This window comes from Amycolatopsis sp. WAC 04197 (genome assembly GCF_003947475.1).
GTDB lineage: Bacteria > Actinomycetota > Actinomycetes > Mycobacteriales > Pseudonocardiaceae > Amycolatopsis > Amycolatopsis japonica.
In genome coordinates this window covers 618,504-638,846 of the sequence record NZ_QHJK01000008.1, presented here as the reverse complement: position 1 = coordinate 638,846, position 20,343 = coordinate 618,504, and the positions used below count along the sequence as shown (strand labels likewise).

20 protein-coding genes are annotated in these 20,343 nt (G+C 69.8%); 7 read left to right on the top strand and 13 right to left on the bottom strand.

Annotated elements, in window-relative coordinates; all coding sequences use genetic code 11:
- Window positions 1–119 precede the first annotated feature (119 nt).
- Window positions 120–1,046 (top strand): hypothetical protein, encoded by a 927-nt coding sequence (locus DMC64_RS29870; RefSeq protein WP_233629864.1) that lies wholly within the window; start codon window positions 120–122, stop codon window positions 1,044–1,046.
- Here DMC64_RS29870 and DMC64_RS29865 read toward each other — a convergent pair.
- Genes DMC64_RS29865 through DMC64_RS29825 form a run of 9 tightly spaced genes read right to left on the bottom strand, consistent with a single transcriptional unit; the run spans window position 1,043 to window position 9,992 of the window.
- Window positions 1,043–2,230, bottom strand: a complete 1,188-nt coding sequence (locus tag DMC64_RS29865; RefSeq protein WP_125736217.1) for an acyltransferase domain-containing protein — start codon at window positions 2,228–2,230, stop codon at window positions 1,043–1,045. The genes DMC64_RS29870 and DMC64_RS29865 overlap by 4 nt on opposite strands.
- Before the next feature lie 18 nt (window positions 2,231–2,248).
- Entirely contained in the window at window positions 2,249–3,874 is a 1,626-nt protein-coding gene (locus tag DMC64_RS29860) for a (2,3-dihydroxybenzoyl)adenylate synthase (protein WP_233629863.1), read from the bottom strand.
- Window positions 3,875–3,880: 6 nt separating this feature from the next.
- Window positions 3,881–4,138, bottom strand: a complete 258-nt coding sequence (locus DMC64_RS29855) for an acyl carrier protein (RefSeq protein ID WP_037348165.1) — start codon at window positions 4,136–4,138, stop codon at window positions 3,881–3,883.
- A 40-nt stretch (window positions 4,139–4,178) separates the two neighbouring features.
- Complete coding sequence (locus DMC64_RS29850) at window positions 4,179–5,105, bottom strand: beta-ketoacyl synthase N-terminal-like domain-containing protein (RefSeq protein WP_199755137.1); 927 nt, start codon at window positions 5,103–5,105, stop codon at window positions 4,179–4,181.
- Window positions 5,102–6,229, bottom strand: coding sequence for a beta-ketoacyl synthase N-terminal-like domain-containing protein (locus DMC64_RS29845; RefSeq protein WP_125736216.1), 1,128 nt, complete (start codon window positions 6,227–6,229; stop codon window positions 5,102–5,104). The genes DMC64_RS29850 and DMC64_RS29845 overlap by 4 nt, the downstream gene beginning before the upstream one ends.
- Window positions 6,230–6,255: 26 nt before the next feature.
- Window positions 6,256–7,407, bottom strand: coding sequence for an N-methyl-L-tryptophan oxidase (gene solA, locus DMC64_RS29840; protein ID WP_125736215.1), 1,152 nt, complete (start codon window positions 7,405–7,407; stop codon window positions 6,256–6,258).
- Window positions 7,400–8,461 carry an LLM class flavin-dependent oxidoreductase gene (locus tag DMC64_RS29835; protein ID WP_125736214.1) on the bottom strand — a complete coding sequence of 354 codons (1,062 nt, stop codon included), beginning with the start codon at window positions 8,459–8,461 and terminating at the stop codon, window positions 7,400–7,402. The genes solA and DMC64_RS29835 overlap by 8 nt, the downstream gene beginning before the upstream one ends.
- Before the next feature lie 31 nt (window positions 8,462–8,492).
- Entirely contained in the window at window positions 8,493–8,690 is a 198-nt protein-coding gene (locus tag DMC64_RS29830; RefSeq protein WP_037348177.1) for a tautomerase family protein, read from the bottom strand.
- A gap of 36 nt (window positions 8,691–8,726) precedes the next feature.
- Window positions 8,727–9,992 carry a DegT/DnrJ/EryC1/StrS aminotransferase family protein gene (locus DMC64_RS29825; RefSeq protein ID WP_125736213.1) on the bottom strand — a complete coding sequence of 422 codons (1,266 nt, stop codon included), beginning with the start codon at window positions 9,990–9,992 and terminating at the stop codon, window positions 8,727–8,729.
- A gap of 279 nt (window positions 9,993–10,271) precedes the next feature.
- On the opposite strand from DMC64_RS29825, the gene DMC64_RS29820 reads away from it, so the two are divergent.
- On the top strand, window positions 10,272–11,267 hold the full coding sequence (locus tag DMC64_RS29820; RefSeq protein WP_125736212.1) for an ABC transporter substrate-binding protein: 996 nt from the start codon (window positions 10,272–10,274) through the stop codon (window positions 11,265–11,267).
- An 8-nt stretch (window positions 11,268–11,275) separates the two neighbouring features.
- Here the strand turns inward: DMC64_RS29820 and DMC64_RS29815 are convergent, their stop codons facing one another.
- The 3 genes from DMC64_RS29815 to DMC64_RS29805 are packed head-to-tail and all read right to left on the bottom strand — an operon-like array spanning window position 11,276 to window position 14,540.
- Window positions 11,276–12,940: an MFS transporter gene (locus DMC64_RS29815; RefSeq protein ID WP_158634273.1), complete on the bottom strand. Its 1,665-nt coding sequence runs from the start codon at window positions 12,938–12,940 to the stop codon at window positions 11,276–11,278.
- A complete protein-coding gene (locus DMC64_RS29810; protein ID WP_037348181.1) occupies window positions 12,937–13,143 on the bottom strand; it encodes a hypothetical protein in 207 nt (68 codons plus the stop codon). Before DMC64_RS29810 ends, DMC64_RS29815 begins: the two co-directional genes overlap by 4 nt.
- Window positions 13,140–14,540 (bottom strand): amidase, encoded by a 1,401-nt coding sequence (locus DMC64_RS29805; protein WP_233629861.1) that lies wholly within the window; start codon window positions 14,538–14,540, stop codon window positions 13,140–13,142. The genes DMC64_RS29810 and DMC64_RS29805 overlap by 4 nt, the downstream gene beginning before the upstream one ends.
- A 330-nt stretch (window positions 14,541–14,870) precedes the next feature.
- On the opposite strand from DMC64_RS29805, the gene DMC64_RS29800 reads away from it, so the two are divergent.
- From DMC64_RS29800 to asnB, 5 genes are read left to right on the top strand one after another with little or no spacing between them, the layout of a single operon-like run.
- The gene (locus tag DMC64_RS29800) at window positions 14,871–15,896 is read left to right on the top strand and encodes a pyridoxal-phosphate dependent enzyme (protein WP_125736211.1); all 1,026 of its coding nucleotides are present in this window, start codon (window positions 14,871–14,873) and stop codon (window positions 15,894–15,896) included.
- A 1-nt stretch (window position 15,897) separates the two neighbouring features.
- On the top strand, window positions 15,898–16,476 hold the full coding sequence (epsC, locus tag DMC64_RS29795) for a serine O-acetyltransferase EpsC (protein ID WP_052121326.1): 579 nt from the start codon (window positions 15,898–15,900) through the stop codon (window positions 16,474–16,476).
- Window positions 16,433–17,011, top strand: a complete 579-nt coding sequence (locus tag DMC64_RS29790) for a cupin domain-containing protein (RefSeq protein ID WP_125736210.1) — start codon at window positions 16,433–16,435, stop codon at window positions 17,009–17,011. The genes epsC and DMC64_RS29790 overlap by 44 nt, the downstream gene beginning before the upstream one ends.
- Window positions 17,012–17,035: 24 nt before the next feature.
- Window positions 17,036–17,647, top strand: a complete 612-nt coding sequence (locus DMC64_RS29785) for a disulfide bond formation protein DsbA (protein ID WP_125736209.1) — start codon at window positions 17,036–17,038, stop codon at window positions 17,645–17,647.
- A 23-nt stretch (window positions 17,648–17,670) separates the two neighbouring features.
- Complete coding sequence (gene asnB, locus DMC64_RS29780) at window positions 17,671–19,512, top strand: asparagine synthase (glutamine-hydrolyzing) (protein WP_125736208.1); 1,842 nt, start codon at window positions 17,671–17,673, stop codon at window positions 19,510–19,512.
- A gap of 9 nt (window positions 19,513–19,521) precedes the next feature.
- Here the strand turns inward: asnB and DMC64_RS29775 are convergent, their stop codons facing one another.
- Window positions 19,522–20,253, bottom strand: coding sequence for a FadR/GntR family transcriptional regulator (locus DMC64_RS29775; protein ID WP_125736207.1), 732 nt, complete (start codon window positions 20,251–20,253; stop codon window positions 19,522–19,524).
- Window positions 20,254–20,343: the final 90 nt, after the last annotated feature.

Here is a 20,343-nt window from a genome sequence, read left to right as displayed (position 1 = left end):
TCAAAGGAGGCCTTCAGGACATCCGGCGAGTTGTCCACAGGCGGCGCTGACGGGGCGAGTTGTCCACAGATCGCTGGAGGCACTGGCGAGACGTCATCGAAAGCCCGGACGATCATGGAGTGAAAACCGGAGAATGGGCCGACGATCCCGAGCGGCTCTACCAGCACAGTCGCCGTGGCGTGATCACCGTCGCCCGGCTCGTGGAGCTCGGTGTGCCTGCCAGGACCTGCTACCGGCGCTGTCAGCCAGGCCGTCCTTGGCGACGCTTGCTGCCGGGTGTGCTCCTGCTCGGTGGCGGCGAGCCCGATCATCGGCAGCTGGTGGACGCCGCGTTGCTGTACGCCGGCCGGGAGGCCGTGGTCACCGGTGCTGCCCTCTGCCGTCGCCGAGGGCTGCGCTCAGTGCCCGCGGGAGCAACCCGTGTGCATCTACTGGTCCCGCATGAACACAAGATCAGCAGTTCCGGATTCGTGATCGTGGAGCGCACGACGCGGATGCCACCACGGCGCTTCGACGATGGTGTTCCGGTGGCGCCGTTCGCCAGAGCCGTTCTCGACTTGTGCAGAAGGCTCCGCTCACCGAACGCGATTTCGGCCTTGCTCACCGAGGCGGTGCAATCCGGTGGGCTGAGCCCGGCGAAGTTGTTGGAGGAACTCGACGCGGGAAGCAATCGTGGCACGGCGATCCCACGCCAGGTGCTGCGCGACGTCCTCAAAGGGGCTCGATCTGTCGCCGAAATCGACGCGATGCGCGTCTGGCGGCTCTCCGGCCTGCCCGAACCGCTCTGGAACCACCAGCTCCGAGACGAAAACGGCGAGTACATCGCGACACCCGACGGCTACTTCAAGGAAGCCGCTCTCGCTTGGGAGATCGACTCCTACGACTTCCACTTCACGAAGGAGGACTACGCGAAGACCTTGGACCGGAACGCCAGATACGCCGCGGCGGGGATCGCCGTCCTGCAAACCCTGCCCAGCCGTCTCAGGTCGGAGCCCGAGGTCGTAGCTCGAGAGCTTCGCCAGGCGTATGAGGCTCGATGCCGCTAGAACCGCACCGGAGCACCCGCGCAGTGCAGAGCCCCGACCTGCGTCCGGAAACGCAACAGCGCGTCACCTCCCCGCCGGATGCTGGAGAGCACCGCCACCTTCCCGTCGCCCGCGTTCTCCCGCAGCGCGTGCGCGAGCAGCGGATGGGGCGAGATCTCGACGAACGCGCGGTGTCCGTCGTCGAGGGCCGCCCGGACGGCGGCGCTGAAGCGGACCGGGCGGCGCAGGTTCGCGGTCCAGTAGGCGGCGTCGAAAGCGGCCGGGGCTGTCGGGTCGGGGAGCACGGTCGTGTAGACGGGGACGCGGGCGCGTCCGGGGCGCAGGCCGGACAGCTCGGCACCGAGCTCGGTCAGGATGGGTTCGACCTGCGGCGAATGCGACGCGACCTCGACGGGGACCAGTTTGGCCATCAGCTCTCTCGCGGCCCAGCGGTCCACCAAGGATCGCACCCGGTCGCGTCCACCGGCGACGACCGTCGACGTCGGGCCCGAGTGCGCGGCGACGGTCACCTCGGGCACGTCGGCGAGTTCCGTTTCGACGGTGTCCCATGGCAGGGCGACCATCGCCATCGCGCCGGTGCCCGCGACGCGCCGCATCAACCGGGACCGGCGGCAGATCACGGCCACACCGTCCGCTGTGGACAGTGCGCCCGCGACCACCGCCGCGGCCGTCTCGCCCATGGAGTGCCCGATCACGGCGGCCGGTTCGGCGCCGTGTGCCCGCCAGGCCGCCGCCAGGCCCAGCTGCATGGCGAACAGCGACGGCTGGACCTGCTCGATGCCGTCCACCGTCCCGGAAAGCGCGTCGTACAGGGAAAAACCGGCTTCGGCGCTGATCAGCGGTGCCAGGTGGTCGATCTCTTCGGCGAAGGCGCGCTCGCCGTCGAGCAGCGCCTTGCCCATCCCCGGCCACTGCGAACCGTGGCCGGAGAACACCCAGACCGCGTTCCCGGCCGAGACCGCCTCGCCGACGGCGGTGCCGCTGGAGGATTCCCCGGCGGCGACCGCGCGGAGGCGGCCGGTCACCGAGTCCCGGTCCTCGCCGACGACGACGGCACGCCACGGGCCGTGCCGCCGTCCGGTGAGTTCGGCGGCGAGGGCAGGCAGACGGTCGGGCAGGCCCGCGAGTACGGCGGCTTCGGCCGCCAGCTGTTCGGGCGACTCGGCCGAGAAGGGGAAGAACATCGTTTCCTCCTACCGGGATCAGCCGAGGTACCGGCGGGCGAGTGCCTTCTTGTCGATCTTGCCGACCGCGGTCGACGGCAGTTCTTCCACCACCGCGACCCGGTCCGGCACCTTGTAGGCGGCGACACCGCGGTCTCGGAAGAAGGTCTGGAGCGTGCTCGTGGACGGCGGCTCGCCCGAGCAGACCAGGAACGCCACCGATCGTTCGCCGAGTACGGTGTCCGCTTCGGGAAGCAGGGCGGCGGAGAGCACGCCCGGGCAGGCGAGGAGATGCCCTTCGACCTCGGTCGCGTCGATCTTCTGACCGCCGCGATTGATCTGGTCCTTCGCCCGGCCGACCACGTTGAGATGACCCGTCGGGAGCTGCTGGACCAGGTCTCCGGTGCGGTAGAACCCGTCGGCCGTGAAGGCCCGCGCGTTGTGTTCGGCCGCGCGGAAGTAGCCGCGCAGGGTGTACGGCCCGCGGGTGAGGAGTTCGCCGGTCTCACCGGGAGCGACCTCGACGTCATCCGGACCGACCACGCGGACCTCGTCGTCCGCGGAGATCGGCCTGCCCTGCGTGGTGTGCACGAGCTCGTCCGGATCGTCGAGCCTGGTCAGGCACAGCAGTCCCTCGGCCATGCCGAACACCTGCTGCAGACGGCAAGCGAAGGTCTTGGTGACCGCCGCCGCCAGGTCGTCGGCGAGCCGGGCACTGCCGACCTGCAGGACGCGAAGGCTCGAAAGGTCCGTGTCGCCCTGTTCGAATTCGGCGAGCCAGTGCGGCACCAGCGGCGGGTTGATGGCCGCGATGGTGACACCCTCGCGTTCGATCAGGTCGAACGCCGTCCGCGCCCCGGGGGACGGGGCGAGCACGACCCGTCCGCCCGCCTGCAGGACGCCGAGCAGGCCGGGACAGCTCATCGTGTAGTTGAAGGCGATGGGCAGCACGGCGAGGTACACCGAGTCCTCGGTCAGCTCGCAGAGTTCCGCCGCCCGCCGGGAGTTGTAGGCGAAGTCGTCGTGCGTCCGCGGCACCAGTTTCGGCATGCCGGTGGTACCGCCGGAAAGCAGCAGCAGGGCGAGATCACCCGACTGCGGCGGATCGACGGGATCGGGCGCGGGTTCGTTGTCGAGCAGATCCGCCATCGCGAGGAAGCCGTCGTGCCCGCCGGGATCACCGGCGACGATCACGTGGCGGATCCCGGCTTCGGCGCGCACGCGGGCGGCGAGTTCGCGATAGTCGAACCGCGCGTGCCTGTCCGGGATGACGTACGCGACGGCCTCGGCCATCGCCGTGAGGTGGGCGATCTCGTTGCGCCGGTGGGCGGGCATGGCGTGGATCGGCACGATCCCGAGCCGCGTGAGCGCGAACCACAGCAGCACGAACTCCGCGCGGTTCGGCAGTTGCACGATCACCTTGTCGCCGCGTTTCAGCCCGAGCCCGATGAGACCGGTCATGAGGCGCCGGACGGCGGTGTCGAGCGCGGCGTAGGTCCACCGGCGGTCGCCGTCCACGAGCGCGACGCGGTGGGCGTACCGGACGGCCCAGCCGGAGAGCTGTTCGCCGAAGGTCGTCCCCTGCCAGTGGCCGACGGCCCGGTACCGGCGGGCGGCCTCGTCCGGCCAGCCGGGCCAGTCGGACCGGTCCATGTCCTGCGTCATCCCCGGTCAGCCCTTCTGCCCGGCGAGGACCAGCTGATGGATCTCGTCGAGCGTCTCCACCTCGCTGATCGCCGCGTCGCCGACCCGGATGCCGTAGCGCTGCAGGATCCGCGCCGCGACTTCGAGCAGCAGCAGCGAGTCGACACCGAGGTCTTCGACGAGGTTCGCCTCGTCGGTCACCTCCGCGGCTTCGACCTCCAGCACGCGGGCCACCAGGGTCCGCAGGTCTTCCAGCTCCGGCTCGATCAGCTTGTTCCCGGTCATGAAGGCCCCTTCCTTCGTCGTTGTCCCCGATTTCGGTCGTTCACGTCTGTCCGGCGCCCGGCCCGGCGAACGCCATCGCGGCCGCCGCCGCACCCGGGAGGCCGCAGGACACGGCGAGGGCGGTGCCTTCGCCGCCGTCGATCCGTGCGCTCGCGGCGGCGCACTGCAGGACGCCGAGCGCCCCCGACTGACGTCCCGCCCAAGCCGAAAGGTCGAGTACGTCGCCTGGCCGGACTCCCGGTTCGGCCAAGGTCGCCGCGGCTTCGTCCGGGACGGCGGAGGCCGCCGCCCGCGCACTGGCCGCCCGCCGGTATCCGCCGAGCACGAGCCGGACCCGGGCGCCTCGGCGCCGGGCCACGTCAGCGGATTCGAGGACGACCGACGCGGCGGCGTCGGGCCAGTGCGTCTCGCCGTTGTCGTCGAGAAGCTTGCGCACATAGCGGTTGTCGGGTTCGACCCCGGTGACGACGACGGCGTCCGCCCGGCCGTACCGGATCAGCCGTCGCGCCCAGTGCAAGGCGTCGAGACCGCTGGTCGGACCGTTCGAGAGGGTCAGGTTGGGTGCCCGCAGGCCGTGATCGATGGCGACCCAGCCCGCCGACACGTTGCTGGAGGTGTTGGGCAGCCCGGTCGGCGGCAGCAGGCTCGCGGACTCTTCGGCGATCGTGTCCAGGAACGAGCAGATGCTGTCCAGGTTCCCGGTGTTCGTGCTGACCACGGTCGCCGTCCGGAGTGAGTCACCGCGGTAGGAACCGTCTTCGGCGAGCAGGCCCGCGTCACGCAGTGCCGCGGTGGCCGCGTGGGAAGCCAGCCGTGATGCCCGGTCACGGTGCCGGAGCCACCTGCCGCGCAATCCGGTCTCCGGGTCGAAGCCGTCCTCGCGGCGCCGGTACGGCTCCAGCAGGTCGGCCGGTCCGCGCAGTCCGTCGACGGTGATCCCCGCCCCGGTCACGGCGACGGCGGTCACGACGCCGCCTCCAGGATCGCCACGGCGTTGATACCGCTGAGCCCGAAGGCGTCCACCTGGGCGATCCGGAACTCGCCGTACCGCGGTTCGTCGCGGACGAGATCCAGCCCTTCCGCCTCGTCCATCGGTTCGGCGAGGCCGAGGATCGGTGGTGCCAGCCGTTCGCGGAGCGAGATCGCGGCGACGATCAGGCTCAGCAGACCGGAGCCGCCGAGCGTGTGCCCGGTCGACGCCTTGATCGCGGTGAGCGCCGGTTTCGCACCGGCGAACACGTCGTGCAGCATCCCGGTCTCCACCAGGTCGTTGCGGACGGTTCCGGTGCCGTGCAACACGATCAGGTCGATCTGCCCGGCGCCGATCCCGGCGCGGTCGTGCGCCTGCCGCACCACTCGGGCGACACTGCCCGGCTCCGGCACCGTCGGATGGTCGGCATCGCAGTTGAGCGCGACGGACCGGAGCCTGGCCGCGACCGGCCCGCCGTGTCCGGGCCGGCGGAGTACGACCGCCGAAGCGCCTTCGCCCATCATCATCCCGTGCCGTTCCTTCGCGAAGGGGCGCACTTCGCCCGGCACACCACTCTGGACCCGGTCGAAGATGCCGAAGGTGGCTTCGGTCAGGCCGTCGGTCCCGGCCACGACGACGGTGTCGCATTCGCCGTCCGCGATCAGGTCGGCGGCCAGGCCGAGCACGGTCAGCGATGCCGCGCAGGCGTTCGCGAAGGTGTGCGTCTCCACCGTGCCGAACCGGTCGCGGATCGCCGTGCCGAAATGCAGATCGGCGAAATCCGCCGCCGCTTCACCACGCCACCACAGTTCCATCGAGCGCTGCTCCCGGTGGGTCGTGCCGACCAGCACCGGGCAGTTCTCCGGCAACTCGGCGAGTCCGGCGTCAGCGATCGCCTGCGCGATCGCGTCGATCAGCCATTTCGTCGATCGGCCGGGTTCGTCCTTGCCCGGGGCCGCCCGGTCGTCGATCTCGTAGGCCGTGCCCGACCGGAATTTCGTCGTGTCGTAGACGCGCAGTGGTCCGAGACCGCTTTTCCCGGCGCACAACGCGTCGTGGATCGTTTCGGGGTCACCGCCGATACTCGAGACGGCGCCGAGCCCGCAGATGTCGAGGTCCACGGCTTTCCCTCCAGAAGATGCCCGTGTCAACGGAAGCGCTTGACGTCCATGAACGAGAAATCGATCCGCGGTTCGCGGTCGGTGGCCAGATCCGCGAGCAGTTCGCCGATCCCGGTGGCGTGTTTGAACCCGTGCGCGTTGTCGCCACCCGCGACGATGACGTTCGGCGCTTCGGGCAGCGAGCCGAGCACGAACTGCCCGTCCGGCGTGAGCGTGAGCATGCAGACCGCCACCCGCGAGGGTTCCGGACGCAGGCCGGGCAGATGCTCGGCGAGCACTTCGCGCAACGGTGCCCAGTCGGCCGGGGTCACCGAACGGTCGGTGTCGAGCGGATCGAACGGGACCGCGGCGGCGCCGAACTGCTCCAGGCCGAGTTTGACGTCGTGAGGCGGATCCGCACCGCAGCCCCACAGCACCGTGCCGCCGTCGAGTTCCCGCATGAACACCGGGAAATCCGCCAGCCGGAAGCGATCCGTGCCGTCTTCGGGCTCGAACCAGGTGACCGGCATCCGCACCACCCGGAGCCCGGGCAGCGGTGTCAGCGTCGGCATCGACGGGAGCCACGACCCGGTCGCCACCACCACGCGCCGCGCATGCCAGGTCCTCGCCGGGCTGTGCACGAGGACGCCGTCGTCGGTCGGCTGGATCCCGGTGACCTCGGTGCCGGTGAAGATCCGCGCCCCCGCGGTCTCCGCCGCGCCGAGCGCGGCCCGGATCGACGCCTCGGGCCGGAGCAGCCCGGCCGACGGTTCCCAGACGCCGATGTCGTCCGGGGCCAGCGCGGTGTGCTGGGGGAACCGTTCGGTGAGCCGGGCGCGGCCGAGCGGTTCGACGTCGATGCCGTGCTCCCTGGCCGCGGCCAGCGTTCCGCCCGCGACCGCGGAATCCGGCGCGCCGATCAGGAGACCGCCGTACCGGTGCAGCACCGGTTTCCCGGTCAGGCGGCCGAGCAGGTCCCACAGCTCGGCGGATCTGCGCGCCAGTGGTACCAGGCCGGGATGTTCCAGGCAGGTGACCCGGAACATCCGGCTGCCGCCGTGCGACGCGCCGAGCGAGTGGCCGCGGCCGTGGCGTTCGACACCGATCACCCGCACACCACGGGCCGCGAGCTGCCACAGGGCCATCGAGCCCCAGGCGCCCAGCCCGACCACGACGACGTCGGTGTCCGGCTCAGGCATCGAAGCGGGGCACCACGTCGGTGGTGAACAGCTCGAGTGCGCGGACGGCGTGCTCGTGGTCGAGATAGCCGGGGCTCAGCTGGACACTGACCGAGAGGTCGCTGCCGAAGTTCTCGGCGATCCAGCCGATCTGCCCGGCGACGTCGTCGGGAGTCCCGGCGAGAACCTTGTTCTGTGTCAACGACTTCTCGAAGTCGTACGCGCGGACCTTCTCGATGAGCTTCTCGTAGCCCTGGTACGCGCCCGACGTGGTCGACGCCCACGAGGCGATCGCGCCGCTCATCTGCTCGATGTAGTTGTTCTCGAACTTCTCGCCCCAGGCCAGTGCCGTCGCCCGGTCCTCGGCGAGATAGCAGGTGTACTTGATCTGGATGCGGCCGTCCTCGGGCCGTCGTCCCGAGGACGCCCACGCCGTGCGGTAGCCCTGGATCATGTCGGTCAGCGTTTCCTGGCTGACGATCGACGGGACCACCTGGAGATGATGGCCGGCGGCGCCCGCGGCGGCGCACGACTCGGGATTCGAGGCCGAAGCGACGAAGAACGGCGGGTACGGCCGCTGCACCGGGCGGGGCAACAGCGTCACCGGGCCGAAACTGTGGAACTCGCCCTCGATCTTCACGTCCACTTCGGACAGAAGGCGACGGCAGGCGTCCACGCCTTCGTCGAAGCGGCGCCGGCTTTCGTCCATCGGGACGCCGAACCAGTCGAACTCGTCCGGGAGGAAGCCGCGGCCGAAACCGGCGTCCAGCCGTCCGCCGGAAAGGTTGTCCAGCATGGCGAGTTTGCCCGCCAGTTTGAGCGGATGGGTGAAGGCGGGGATCACCGCGCCGGTCGTGATCCGGATCCGCTCGGTCCTGGCGGCGATCGCGGCGAGCAGGGTCACCGGGTCGGGACTGTAGCCACCGTAAGGAGATCCGTAGTGTTCGACGGTCTGGACGTGTTCGAGTCCCGCGCGATCGGCCCGCTCGGCCAGATCGATGACTTCGCGGTAGTAGTCGCCCGCCGTTTTGCGGTCGGGGGAGAAGACGGGGAAGAAGTTCAAGCCGAATTTCACCAGTACTCCCAGCTGTTCGGAAGGGCGCCGGTCAGGAAGGCCGGGGTGCGACGGGTTTTCCGCCGAGCCCCCAGCGGTGCGCGGGTACCGGGTCCAGTACCACCCACACGTGTTCACGGATTTCTTCGCCGTAGGTGCCGACCACCGCGTCGGTGATCGCGGCGATCAGTTTCGGCTCGGTTTCCTCGGTGATCCGGTTTTCCAGGATCTGGACATGGATGTAGGGCATGGCGGAGCGCGCTCCGATCTTTCGTGCGGGATCAGGTCAGCTGTGGCTCAGAACGGCTCGCCTGCCGAAGACCTCGTTGAGGCTGCTTCGGAGCGCGGAGCACAGGAGCGCGACCTGGGTGTCGGTCAGACTGGGGTGGCACGGGAGATTCATATGCTCGGAGAACCAGATTCGTTCCGCCACAGGACATTCTCCGGGGCCATGCCCGCGGGACTGCCATTCCGGCGTGAGATGCAAGGGGAAATAGCGCAACTGGATCTCGACGCCGCGACGATCGAGCGCCCGTACGAGCGCGTGCCGGGCTTCGTCGCCTCCGGTGACGAAGAAAGTGTAGAGATGGTACGAATGTTCGTTGCCGGGATCGACGAGCGGCAGCCGGATCTGTGGATGTCCGCCGAGTACCTCGTCGAGTTTGGCTGCGATCTCTTGCCGTCGCCGGACCAGTGCCGGCAGCTTCCGCATCTGCACGGTGCCGACGGCGCAGGCGGCCTCGGACAGGGTCGCGTTCGTCCCGGCGCCGTGGATCCCGGTGACCGATTCCCGGTACACCGCTTCGGAGAACTTCATCCAGGGCAGTGTTTCCGGTGGTGAGCCGAGGATCCCGCTGACCGGTCCGGCGACCATGTCGACCTCGTTCGACCGGATCCGGTCCACCCGGACGGCCCAGTCGTCGCGGTCGAAGGTGATCATGCCGCCCTCGCCGAGGGTGGTGATGTTCTTCGAGGAATGGAAACTGAACGTGCCGATGTCGCCGAGGGAACCGGGCCGCCGTCCGCGATAGCCCGAGCCCAGTGCGTGGGCGCAGTCTTCGAGCACCAGTACGTCGTGCCGGGCCGCGATGGCGCAGATTTCCGCCATGTCGGCCGGATTCCCGCCGTAGTGCACCAGGATGATCGCCCTGGTCCGCGACGTGATCAGCGCTTCGAGTTTGCGTGGGTCGAGATTGAGCGTTTCGGGATCCACGTCACAGAATCGGACGCTCGCCGGGGAGGCCAGCAGCGGCTGGATCGATGCTTGGAACGTTTGCGTGGTCGCGATCACTTCGTCGCCGGGCCGGAGGTCGAGCAGCCGGATGGCGATTTCCAGCGCGACGGTGCCGCTGGTGACGGACAACGCGTACCGGGAACCGGTGTAGGCGGCGAACTGGGCTTCGAACCGGTCCCGCCACGGACCCGCCGTCAACGCGAGATCGTTCTGCAGAACCGTTCTGAGCACGGCGAAATCCTCGTCGTCGACGACGGATCCGCGTCGAGCGGAAGGAATCTGATAGCGGGGCTTGGTACTTTCGGCGGCCTCGTTCACTTGCACCCCCAAGTGCGTGGATGACGAACGTCGAAAACATGCAGCCGCCGAAGCCCGGAACCCGACCGTCGCTGCATCGGCTCGAACAGTGAGCCTTTCGCAAGGGAAGCACGCCCGATTGCGGGCAGGATTCAACCTAACAGCAGACGTATGACTGGCGCAACAACCGATGTTTTGGCAGCCTTACCTAAGTAGGTCGCGCCTGCCGTCACCTCGATGTCGCGCCGGGGTGATCCGGGAGCACCTCCGTTTCCGTGTCCGACTTCGTGGAGTGCGTAGATGCAGCAGATGGACCTACCCGGCCGGCCGAGCCGGCGTGCCTTCCTGGTGGGAACGGCGGGTTTCGCGCTCGCCGGTTGTACGCCCGGAAAGCCGGATGACTCCGCCCCATCGGGCGGGTTTTCGGTGCGGCTGGAAGGAAAACTCGGAGCCACGACGTTGGATCGCTTGCCGGCCAGGGTGATCGCGCTCGGCTTCGGACAGGACGCCGACGCCGCCGTTGCGCTCGGCGTCGTCCCGGTGGCCATGCAGGAGGGAACGTCGACCCCGGAGCGGATCCAGCCGTGGGTCGCGCCGTTGCTCGGAGCCGCCCGTCCCGAGCTGATCCGCGCGGGACCGGACCGTCCACTGGAACGCTTCGCCGCCCTGCGGCCGGATCTGTTCCTCGCCGTCGGCGACTACTACCTCGAAACCGGGTACCAGCGGCTCACCGGGATCGCGCCCGTGCTCGGCTACGTCACCGGCCCGAATCTCGACCCGTGGCAGGACACCACCCGGCGGATCGGCCGGGCGCTCGGAAAAGAGTCCCTTGCCGAACAGCTGATCACCGGAACGCTCGCCAAGATCGCCGCGGCCAGGGACACCGCCGGACTCACCGGGAAGACGTTCAGCTGCAGTTCGGTGAGCAGCGGGGGACAGGTGTACACCAAGAACACACCCGAGGACGTGCTGGCGGTTTCGTTGGCGCAGTTCGGTTTGCGTCTTTCGGAGAAGGTCACCCGGCTGCTGTCCACGACGACGAAGGGGGTCGCGGCGGTCGGCCCTGAGCGGCTCGACCTGCTCGACGCGGACATCGTGCTGATCAGTTACGAATCGGTTCAGCAGAGGCGGGCCTTCGAGGCCGAACCGTTGTTCGCGCGGCTCCCGGCCGTGCGCCGGGGTGCCTACCTCGCGATCGACAAGGCCGAGGCACAGGCGCTCGCGTTCCCTTCCGCCCTCGCGCTCGCCCACACCGCGGAGCGGATCGTGCCGCGGCTCGCGGAGGCCGCACGATGACGCGCGGCTCACGACCCCGCCTGCCCGACGACGACGTCGTGCCGCACGGGCGTGTCGTCGGCCATGATCCGCCCGACCGACGGCTGGTGGCTGGGCGCGGTGCAGATGACCAGATGGGGCCCCGGCGCGGTCGGGGCCGCGTGGTACCAGCCGGTCTCGTCGGTGACCGTGCGCACGACGCGGCCGCCGTCCGGATTCACCAGCAGTACCACCGCGCCGGGCACGGGATCGCCGTCGAGTCCGCGGACCCGTCCGGTGGCGGCCGCGAGCCGTTCCGCGGTCCGCGGTGGCAGGACGACCACGCCGACCGCGGCGGCGGCCGCCACGCAGACCGCCGAGACGGCGAACGCGACGGCGTATCCGTGCGCGAGTCCTTGCGCCGCCGGAGAACGGCCGGCGGCCGCGGCGGCGATCGTGGTCAGCACGGCCAGCCCGATGGCGCCGCTGGTCTGCCGCACCGTGTTGAGCACGGCCGCGGCCACCCCGCCCGAGGTGGTGGGCACGCCGCTGGTCGCCGCCACCGTCAGCGGGGTGAACGCCGAGGCGGTCCCGAAACCGAACACCACGCTCGGCAGCACGATCATCGCCGCGGACGAACCGCCGGTGGCGAGTGAAGCGGCCACCCCGGCGAGCCCGGCCGCCCCGAACGCGCATCCCAGCGCCGCCGCGCGCCGGGCGCCGAGGCGGATGGTGAGCGGGCCTGCCGCCTTGGCGCCGGCGAACATCGCCAGCCCCGCGGGCAGGAAGCCGAGTCCGGCGCCGAGCGGGCCCGCGCCGTGCACGTACTGGAGAGCGAACGAGATCAGCACCGGCGCACCGAAGAAACCCAGGCCCAGCAGGAACATCACCAGATTCGCGCCGCGGACCGCGCGGTGCCGGAACAGGCTGAGCGGGACCAGCGGGGCCGCCGCCCAGCGTGCCTGGTGCAGCAGGAACAGCCCGCACAGCAGGATTCCCGCGATCAGCGGGCCGATCACCTCCGACGAGCCCCAGCCCACGGCTTCCGACTCCATGACCGCGTACACCACGCCGGTCAGCCCGGTCGTCGCCAGTACCGCGCCGACGACGTCCAGCCGGCGCGCCGGTCCGGACCGGGATCGGCCGGGCAGCAGAACCACCGTGCCGGCGACGGCGACCAGTCCCAGCGGCACGTTGACGAAGAACACCCAGCGCCAGCCGAGGAACTGGGTCAGCAGACCACCCGCCAGCGGACCGGACGCGGCACCAACGGCACCGATCGCGCTCCACGTGCTCAACGCGCGGGCGCGCCTCGGCCCGGCCGGGAAGGTGTCGGTCAGCAGGGACAACGTCGCCGGCATCAGCAGCGCGCCGCCGACCCCCTGCCCGGCCCGTGCCGCCAGCAGGAGCGCCGGATCCGCGGCCAGTCCGGCGAGGAGGCTCGCCCCCGCGAACAGGCCCATCCCGGCCAGCAGTATCCGGCGTCGTCCGAAGACGTCCGCACACCGGCCGCCGAGCAGCAGGCAGCCCGCGAAAGCGAGCGTGTACGCGTTCACCACCCATGGCAGCGTCGCGGCGGAGAACCCGAGATCGGCGCGGATCCGGGGCAGGGCGACGGAAACGATCGTGGCGTCCAGCACCACCACGAACGAGCCGAGACAGGCCAGCGCGAGCACCAGATGGTCGCGGCGGCGGGCGGGGGAGGACGTGCTCATGAAACCTTTCCTGTTCCTACTGCGTCTTCTTCGCCCGTCCGGAAACCGAGGACGGGTAGCGCGTGGCGGGCCGCGGGGACGTCGTACAGCGCGTCGATCGCCGCCCGCTGCCACGAATAGCGTGCGGCCAGCCCGGCGATCTCGGGTTCGGTGGCGGGCAGGGTCGCGGCCCCGAGCAGGACGCGGATCTCCGGTTCGCTCATGACGGCTCCGGCGGGGTCATGAGATGCCAGCCGGTGGCCGTTTGGAAGGCGTCGCCCGCCTCCAGCAGCTCCGGTTCACCGTGCACCGGCCCGGCCAGCTGCAGCGAGAGCGGCAGTCCGTCGGCGGTGAACCCCATGGGCAGCGCCAGCACCGGATTGGCGAGCCCGTTCCAGTACGGGGTGTTGATCACGCCGAAGAGTTCCTCGTTCTCGGGTAGCCCGGCGGGGGAGAGCAGCGACGCGAACGGGGGCGCGCCGACGGACGCCGTCGGGCAGACGACGAGATCCACCTCGGTGAACAGTGCGCCGACCGCCCGCTGCGCGACCTGTCGCACGCGCTGGGCCTGGACGTAGTCGGCGCCGGTGACCAGCGCGCCGGTGGCCAGGAGCCCGCGGGTACCCCGGCCGAAGTCGAGCCATCGGTGGCAGAGGTCCGCGCGGTGGTGGGCGAGCGCTTCGCTGGCGACGGTCACCAGGACGGCGGTCACCAGTTCCGTCTGGTACGGCAGCGTGATCGAGCTCAGCCGCGCGCCGAGCCCGGCGAGGACCGCGAGCGCCTCGGCGAAGACACCGTCCAGCGCGGGATCGCGGCCGGGAGGGAAGTGGCGGTCGCGGACGACCCCGACTCGCAGGCCGGTGAGGTCGCCGCGGAATTCGGGACGGGGCATCGGCCTCGCCGCGGAATCGGGGTCGGCCGGATCCGGTCCGGCGAGGACCTCCAGCACCGCCGCGCAGTCCCGGGCGGACCGGGCCAGCGGGCCGATCCGGTCGAGGCTGTAGCCCAGCGGAACGCAGCCGGTTCTCGGCACCCGGCCGTAGCCGGGCATGAGACCGGTGACGCCGCAGAACGCCGCGGGCACCCGGATGCTGCCCGCGGTGTCCGACCCGATGCCGGCGAGGAACATGCCGGTCGCGACGCCGATCCCGGCGCCCGAACTCGATCCGCCCGCCCAGCGTCCGGTCCGCCAAGGATTGCGGGGGATCGGGAAGGGATGTGCCTGTTCCGGCATCCCGCAGGCGAACTCCATGGTGGTCGTCTTGCCGGTCAGTACCGCTCCCGCCGCTCTGAGCCGGGCGGCGACCGTCGCGTCCGTCCCCGCCAGCCAGCCGCGGTCGTGCACGAGACTCTGCGCCGTCGTCGCCGCTTCGGCGGTGGCGATGATGTCCTTGACGCCGATCGGGATCCCGTGCAGAGGCCCGCGGTCCAGCCCGGCCACGAGTTCCGTGTCCGCCCGTCTCGCCGCGGCGAGGGCGGTCTCGTCGAGACGGGTCAGGTAGGCGCCGTAGACCGCGTCACCGCGATCCGCGGCGGCCATCGCCGCCTCGGTCAGGCCGACGCTCGTGACCGTGCCGTCCCGCAGGGCCGCCGCGGTGGCGGTGAGGGTGCGCGGGCGCAAGGACGTGGTGCCGATGTCCGCCTCCGATCCATCAGGTGTGGTTAGCCTAACCTTGGACCCTCAACCCGGGTTGAGGTCAACTCGGGCGGACCGGACCACCCGATCGTGCTGTCCATCGGGCAAGCGGATGACTGAACGTCTGATGTTCGACAGAGCAGGTGTTTACTTGCTAGCCTGAACCAGGTTCCGCGCGCGGCCCTGCCCCCGCGGACCACCGGTACGAGCGTTTTCCGCCACCGGAGAATCCGGATCCGCCGAGGGGATCCACACCCGAACACCACGCCGCGCTGATCGTCGCGCTGCTCTAGTGGCGCCTGGGGAAGGACTCGCATGACCGACACCGTTCAGCCAGAGATCGCTCTCACCGTGGAGCAACCGCTCGCCGAGGCACCGGATCAGGCGATCGCACTGGACCGGCATCCCGGGCTGCGGGAGTTCGCCGGGAGGCTCGGCGACACCCCGCTGGTCGAGGTTCCCGGCCCGCCGGGCGGGGCGAAAGTGCTGGCGAAGTACGAATTCGCCAATCCGTTCGGTTCGGTGAAGGACCGGACCGCGTTCGCGCTGGTCTGCCGGGCGATCGCCGCGCACACCGGCCCGGAACCGCTGAAACTGCTCGACGCGTCGGCCGGGAACATGGCCCGCGCGCTGGCCGGACTCGGCGAACTGGCAGGAATCCAGACCCGGCTCGTGATCCCGTCCGTCATCCCGCCGAGCCTGCTGACCGCGATGGAGAAGACGGGTGCCGAGATCGAACTCGCCGACGCGGCGGGCGGCCTGCTCGGGATGATCAAGGTGTGCGAGAAGATCGCCGCCGACGATCCCGGGCTCACCCCGCTCGTGCAGCACCGGAACATGGCCAACGTCGCGGCCCACGAATTCGGTACCGGCAAAGAGATCCTGGAGCAGCTCGGGGAGCATCGGCCCGCCGCCTGGGTCAGCGCGATCGGGACCGGCGGCACCCTTGCCGGCGTCCGCCGGGCACTGCGCACGCGGTGGCCGGATCTGGTGGTCGCCGGGGTCACGCCGTCGGAAATGCCGTACGGCACCGAGCGGGCTCCGCATTCCGAGCCCCGGTTCGCCGGTGCCGGCGGATTCGGCAACGGACTGCGTCAGCCGTTTATCGACACCCAGCTTCCGGGCGCGGAACAGCTGCACGTCACCTACGCCGAATCGCTGCGGGGAATGGTGGAATACCGGAAGCTCACCGGTACGTCGATCGGCGCCTCGGCCGCGGCCGCGTGGCTCAGCGCGAAGAAGGTCGCCGAACGGTTCGGCCCCGGCGAGGTCGTCGTGACCCTGTTCGCCGACGCCGGCCCCGAGGAGGATTGGGTCAAGGCCGAGCAGACGGCGGGCTGACATGCGACGGCCCTTCAACCGGTTGCGTGAAGATCTCGTGACCACAATGGACAAAGATCCGTCGGTGACCTCCTTGCTGGAGGCGCTCTGTCATCCCGCGTTGCCCGCGGTCTGGAGCCACCGGATCGCGCACCGGCTGCATCGCGGCGGCCATCGGATCCTCGCCCGTCTGCTGTCGAACGTGGCGAAGATCCTGACCGGGGTGGAAATCCATCCAGGGGCCCGGATCGGCAGACGGTTCTTCATCGACCACGGGCACGGCGTCGTGATCGGCGAGACCGCCGTCATCGGCGACGACGTGACCCTCTATCAGCAGGTGACGCTGGGCGCCATCGGCTTCTGGCGGGACAACGCCAGGGCCGAAGGCGAGGCCCGGCATCCGCGTATCGGCGACCGGGTGGTCGTCGGCGCCAAGGCGACGGTGCTCGGCCCCGTGACCATCGGGGACGGCGTCGTGGTTCCCGCACACAGCCTCGTGCTCACCACCATCGAATCCGGCGGCAACGGGAAGACCCCAGTGAAGATCGGAGACGGGAATGTCCAACGACCTCATGGCCAGTATCCGGTTCAGCGAGAATGACCTTCGTACCAGGGTCGCCAGGTTCACCGACCTGGTCGGAACGGATGGCGGTGCCCCGGACACGGTGCTCGCCGGCTGCGCGCGGGTGATGTTCAACGTCATCGGCTTCCGCCCGCCGGAGCGGAACGGCGCCGCGGACGACCAGGTGATCTCCCCGATCGGCGCGAAGAGCTCGGGCAACGCGCCGATCGACATCGCCGAGGGCTTCAACCTCGCCTACATCAAGGCCACGCCGGGGAACGGCACGATCCTGCACAACCACGACACGAACGAGACGTTCATCCCGCTCAGCGGCACGTGGCGTTTCCGCTGCAACGACGACGACGATCTGTACGTCGACCTCGGCCCGTTCGACGTGATCTCCCTCCCCGCCGGGCTCCAGCGCCGGTTCACGAACCTGGAGGCCGCTCCCGGCACGGAGGAGAGCCTGATGATCGTCATCGTGGCGGGGGACCGCCCGAAATCGGTCATCTACCCGGAAGTGCTCCAGGCCGCGCGTACCGAAGGCGCGTACACGCCGGCTTCCTTCGCCTGAGTACCACCAGAAACGAGGACAGCGATGACCGAGACCACCGTCCGGGCCGACCTGTGGTTCGACCCGATCTGCCCGTGGGCGTGGCAGACCTCGCGTTGGCTGATCGAGGCGGCCGAAGTGCGCGAGATCGACCTGCGTTTCCACCTGATGAGCCTCGCCGTGCTGAACGAAGGTCATCAACTGCCCGAAAAGTACGAAGTGATGATGCGTGAGGGCTGGTATCTCTCGCGGGTCGTCGCGGCCGCCGCCCGTGACCACGGCGAGAAGATCGTCGAACCGTTGTACACGGAGATGGGCACGCGCATCCATCCCGGCGGGAACGAGGACTACCGCGAGGTCACCGGTCTCGCTCTCGAAGCGGCCGGACTGCCGTCCGAACTGGCCGGCGCGGGAACGGACACGACACTCGACGCCACGATCCGCGCGAGCCACGACGAGGCGATCGCCGCGGTCGGTCCCGACCTCGGAACGCCGGTCGTGCGCATCGACGGCAGTGCCTGCTTCGGGCCGGTACTCGCCCAGGTGCCCCGCGGCGAGGCGGCGGGCCGGGTCTTCGACGGCGTCCGGGCGCTCACCGGGTTCGAGTATTTCTTCGAGCTGAAGCGGACGCGGACCGCGGAACCCGTTTTCGGCTGACACCACAGGTACTGGGAGGCGAAATGTGCGGAATCACCGGTTGGGTGTCGTTCGAGGACGACCTGCGGAACCGGCGGCCGGTCCTCGACGCGATGACGGCCACGATGTCCTGCCGCGGTCCGGACGCCGGGGGTGCCTGGCTCGACCGGCACGCCGCGCTCGGGCATCGCAGGCTCGCGGTGATCGACCTGCCCGGCGGTGTGCAGCCGATGTCGGCGGCGACCCCGGCCGGTGAGGTGGCGCTGGTCTACAGCGGTGAGGTCTACAACTACACCGAGCTCCGCGAGGAGCTGCGGGGCAAGGGCCACCGGTTCCACACCGACAGTGACACCGAGGTGGTGCTGCGCGGGTACCTGGAATGGGAAGCGGGAGTCGCGGAACGGCTGAACGGTATGTACGCCTTCGCCGTCTGGGACTCCCGCACCGCGAAACTGGTGCTGATCCGGGATCGCATGGGCGTGAAACCCCTTTACTACCAGGCGACCTCCGACGGTGTGCTGTTCGGTTCCGAGCCGAAGGCGATCCTGGCGAACCCGCGCGCGCCGCGTGTCGTCGACGCGGACGGTCTGCGCGAACTGATCGCGTTCACCAAGAAACCCGGCTGGTCGCTGTGGAAGGACATGCACGAGGTCGAGCCGGGGTCGATCGTCACCGTCGACGACCGCGGGATCCGTTCGCGCACGTACTGGCGCCTGCGGACCGCTCCGCACACCGACGACCAGGACACGACGGTCGCCAGGGTCGACGAGCTGATGACCGACATCGTGCACCGCCAGCTGGTCTCGGACGTGCCGAGATGCGTGCTGCTCTCGGGCGGGCTGGATTCGAGCGCGGTCACCGGGATCGCGGCGGCGCGGCTCGCGGAGACGGGGGAGCCGCTGCGCACGTTTTCGGTCGACTACGCGGGGCAGGAAGAGAACTTCCGCCCGGACGAGATGCGGGACGCCCCGGATTCGCCGTTCATCCGGGACGTCGTCGATCTCGTCGGTTCGGTGCACGAAAACGTGGTGCTGGACCCAGCCGAACTCACGGATCCCGACGTGCGCCGGGCGTGCGTCGCCGCGCGGGACATGCCGTCCGGGCTCGGCGACGTCGACCTTTCGCTCTATCTGCTGTTCAAGGCCATCCGGCGGCAGTCCACAGTGGCCTTGTCGGGCGAGGCCGCGGACGAGGTGTTCGGCGGCTACCGCTGGTTCTTCGAAGAGGAGTCCCGTACCACCGACATGTTCCCGTGGCTGGTGTTCCGCAACGCGGTCACCAGCGACCGGGAGAACCTGCTCCGCCGTGACGTCCGCGAGGCGCTCGACGTGCCGGCCTACGCCGCCGACGAATACGCCTCGGCGGTCGCGGAGGTCGAACAGGTGTCCGGGGACGACGCCTTCGAGCAGCGGATGCGCGTGATCTGTCACCAGAACCTCACCCGCTGGGTCCGGGTGCTGCTCGACCGCAAGGACCGGATGTCGATGGCGGTGGGGCTCGAAGTACGGGTCCCGTTCTGCGATCACCGGCTCGTCGAGTACGTCTACAACACCCCGTGGGCGTTCAAGAACTTCGACGGCCGGGAGAAGAGCCTGTTGCGGCAGGCGACGAAGCATCTTCTGCCTGCCTCGGTCACCGAACGGCTCAAGAGCCCGTATCCGTCCACACAGGACATCGGATACGCGGTCGCGCTTCAGTCCCAGGCGAAGGAGGTGCTGGCGGACATCGATTCACCGGTTTTCGAGCTGGTGAACCGGGATTGGGTGTACGACGCCGTCCAAGCCGACGCGGCGACGTTGACCGGCCAGTCGCGGCACGGGCTCGACCGGGTACTGGACCTGCATCATTGGTTCGACCTCTACCGGCCGTCCGTACGCCTCGGCTGAGCACCGCTCTCAACGGCGTTTCGGCGTGCTTTTCCTTTTACGCGGCGCGGATTTCTTCTGCGCCTTGGTCAGCACCGCGACGGCGGCGTCGATGATGACCGCGACGGCCCGTTCGGCCCGGTCGGCGTCGCCGTCGGTGATGGCCTCGGCGAGGGTGTCGTGATCCGGGAAGTCGATGTGCTCACGGCGCAGCTCGGCCATCACCGTCGCCACCCCGCTGCTGAGCGCGTAGCTGAGGCCTTCCCACAGCTCGATCAGTACCGCGTTGTGGGTGGCGGCGATGATCGCCGCGTGGAATTCGTTGTCGGCGGCGAGGAAAGCGTCCTCGTCGCCGGCGTCGCGTGCTTCGTGCTGGGCGGCGAGTGCCTCGGTGATCCTGGTGACGTCCTCGGGGCTTCGCCGTTCGGCCGCCGTCCTGGCGGCCTGGCGCTCTATGCTGTTGCGGACTTCCAGTACTTCGAGCACGTTCGCGGCGCGGGTGCGCCGCAGCAGGGCCGCGGACAGGCCGTGCCGCGCCCGTACGTAGGTTCCGTCGCCGCGGCGCGGCTCCAGCAGACCGGCGTGTTCAAGGGCGCGGACGGCTTCGCGGACCGTGCTGCGCCCGACCCCGAGCTGCTCGACCAGCTCCTGTTCCGGCGGGATACGGGAGCCGACCGGCCATTCGCCGGTCTCGATCAGTTCCTCGAACTGTTCGACCACAGTGGACGAGAGTCTCGCTGTGCTGGCCGCTCGAAGTGGCATGGCGGTCTCCCTCCTTCGTCCCCCGGATACGGACATCAGATCGGCAGATCATATGACATCTTACTGCCTGGCCAGGACAAGACGGGCGCG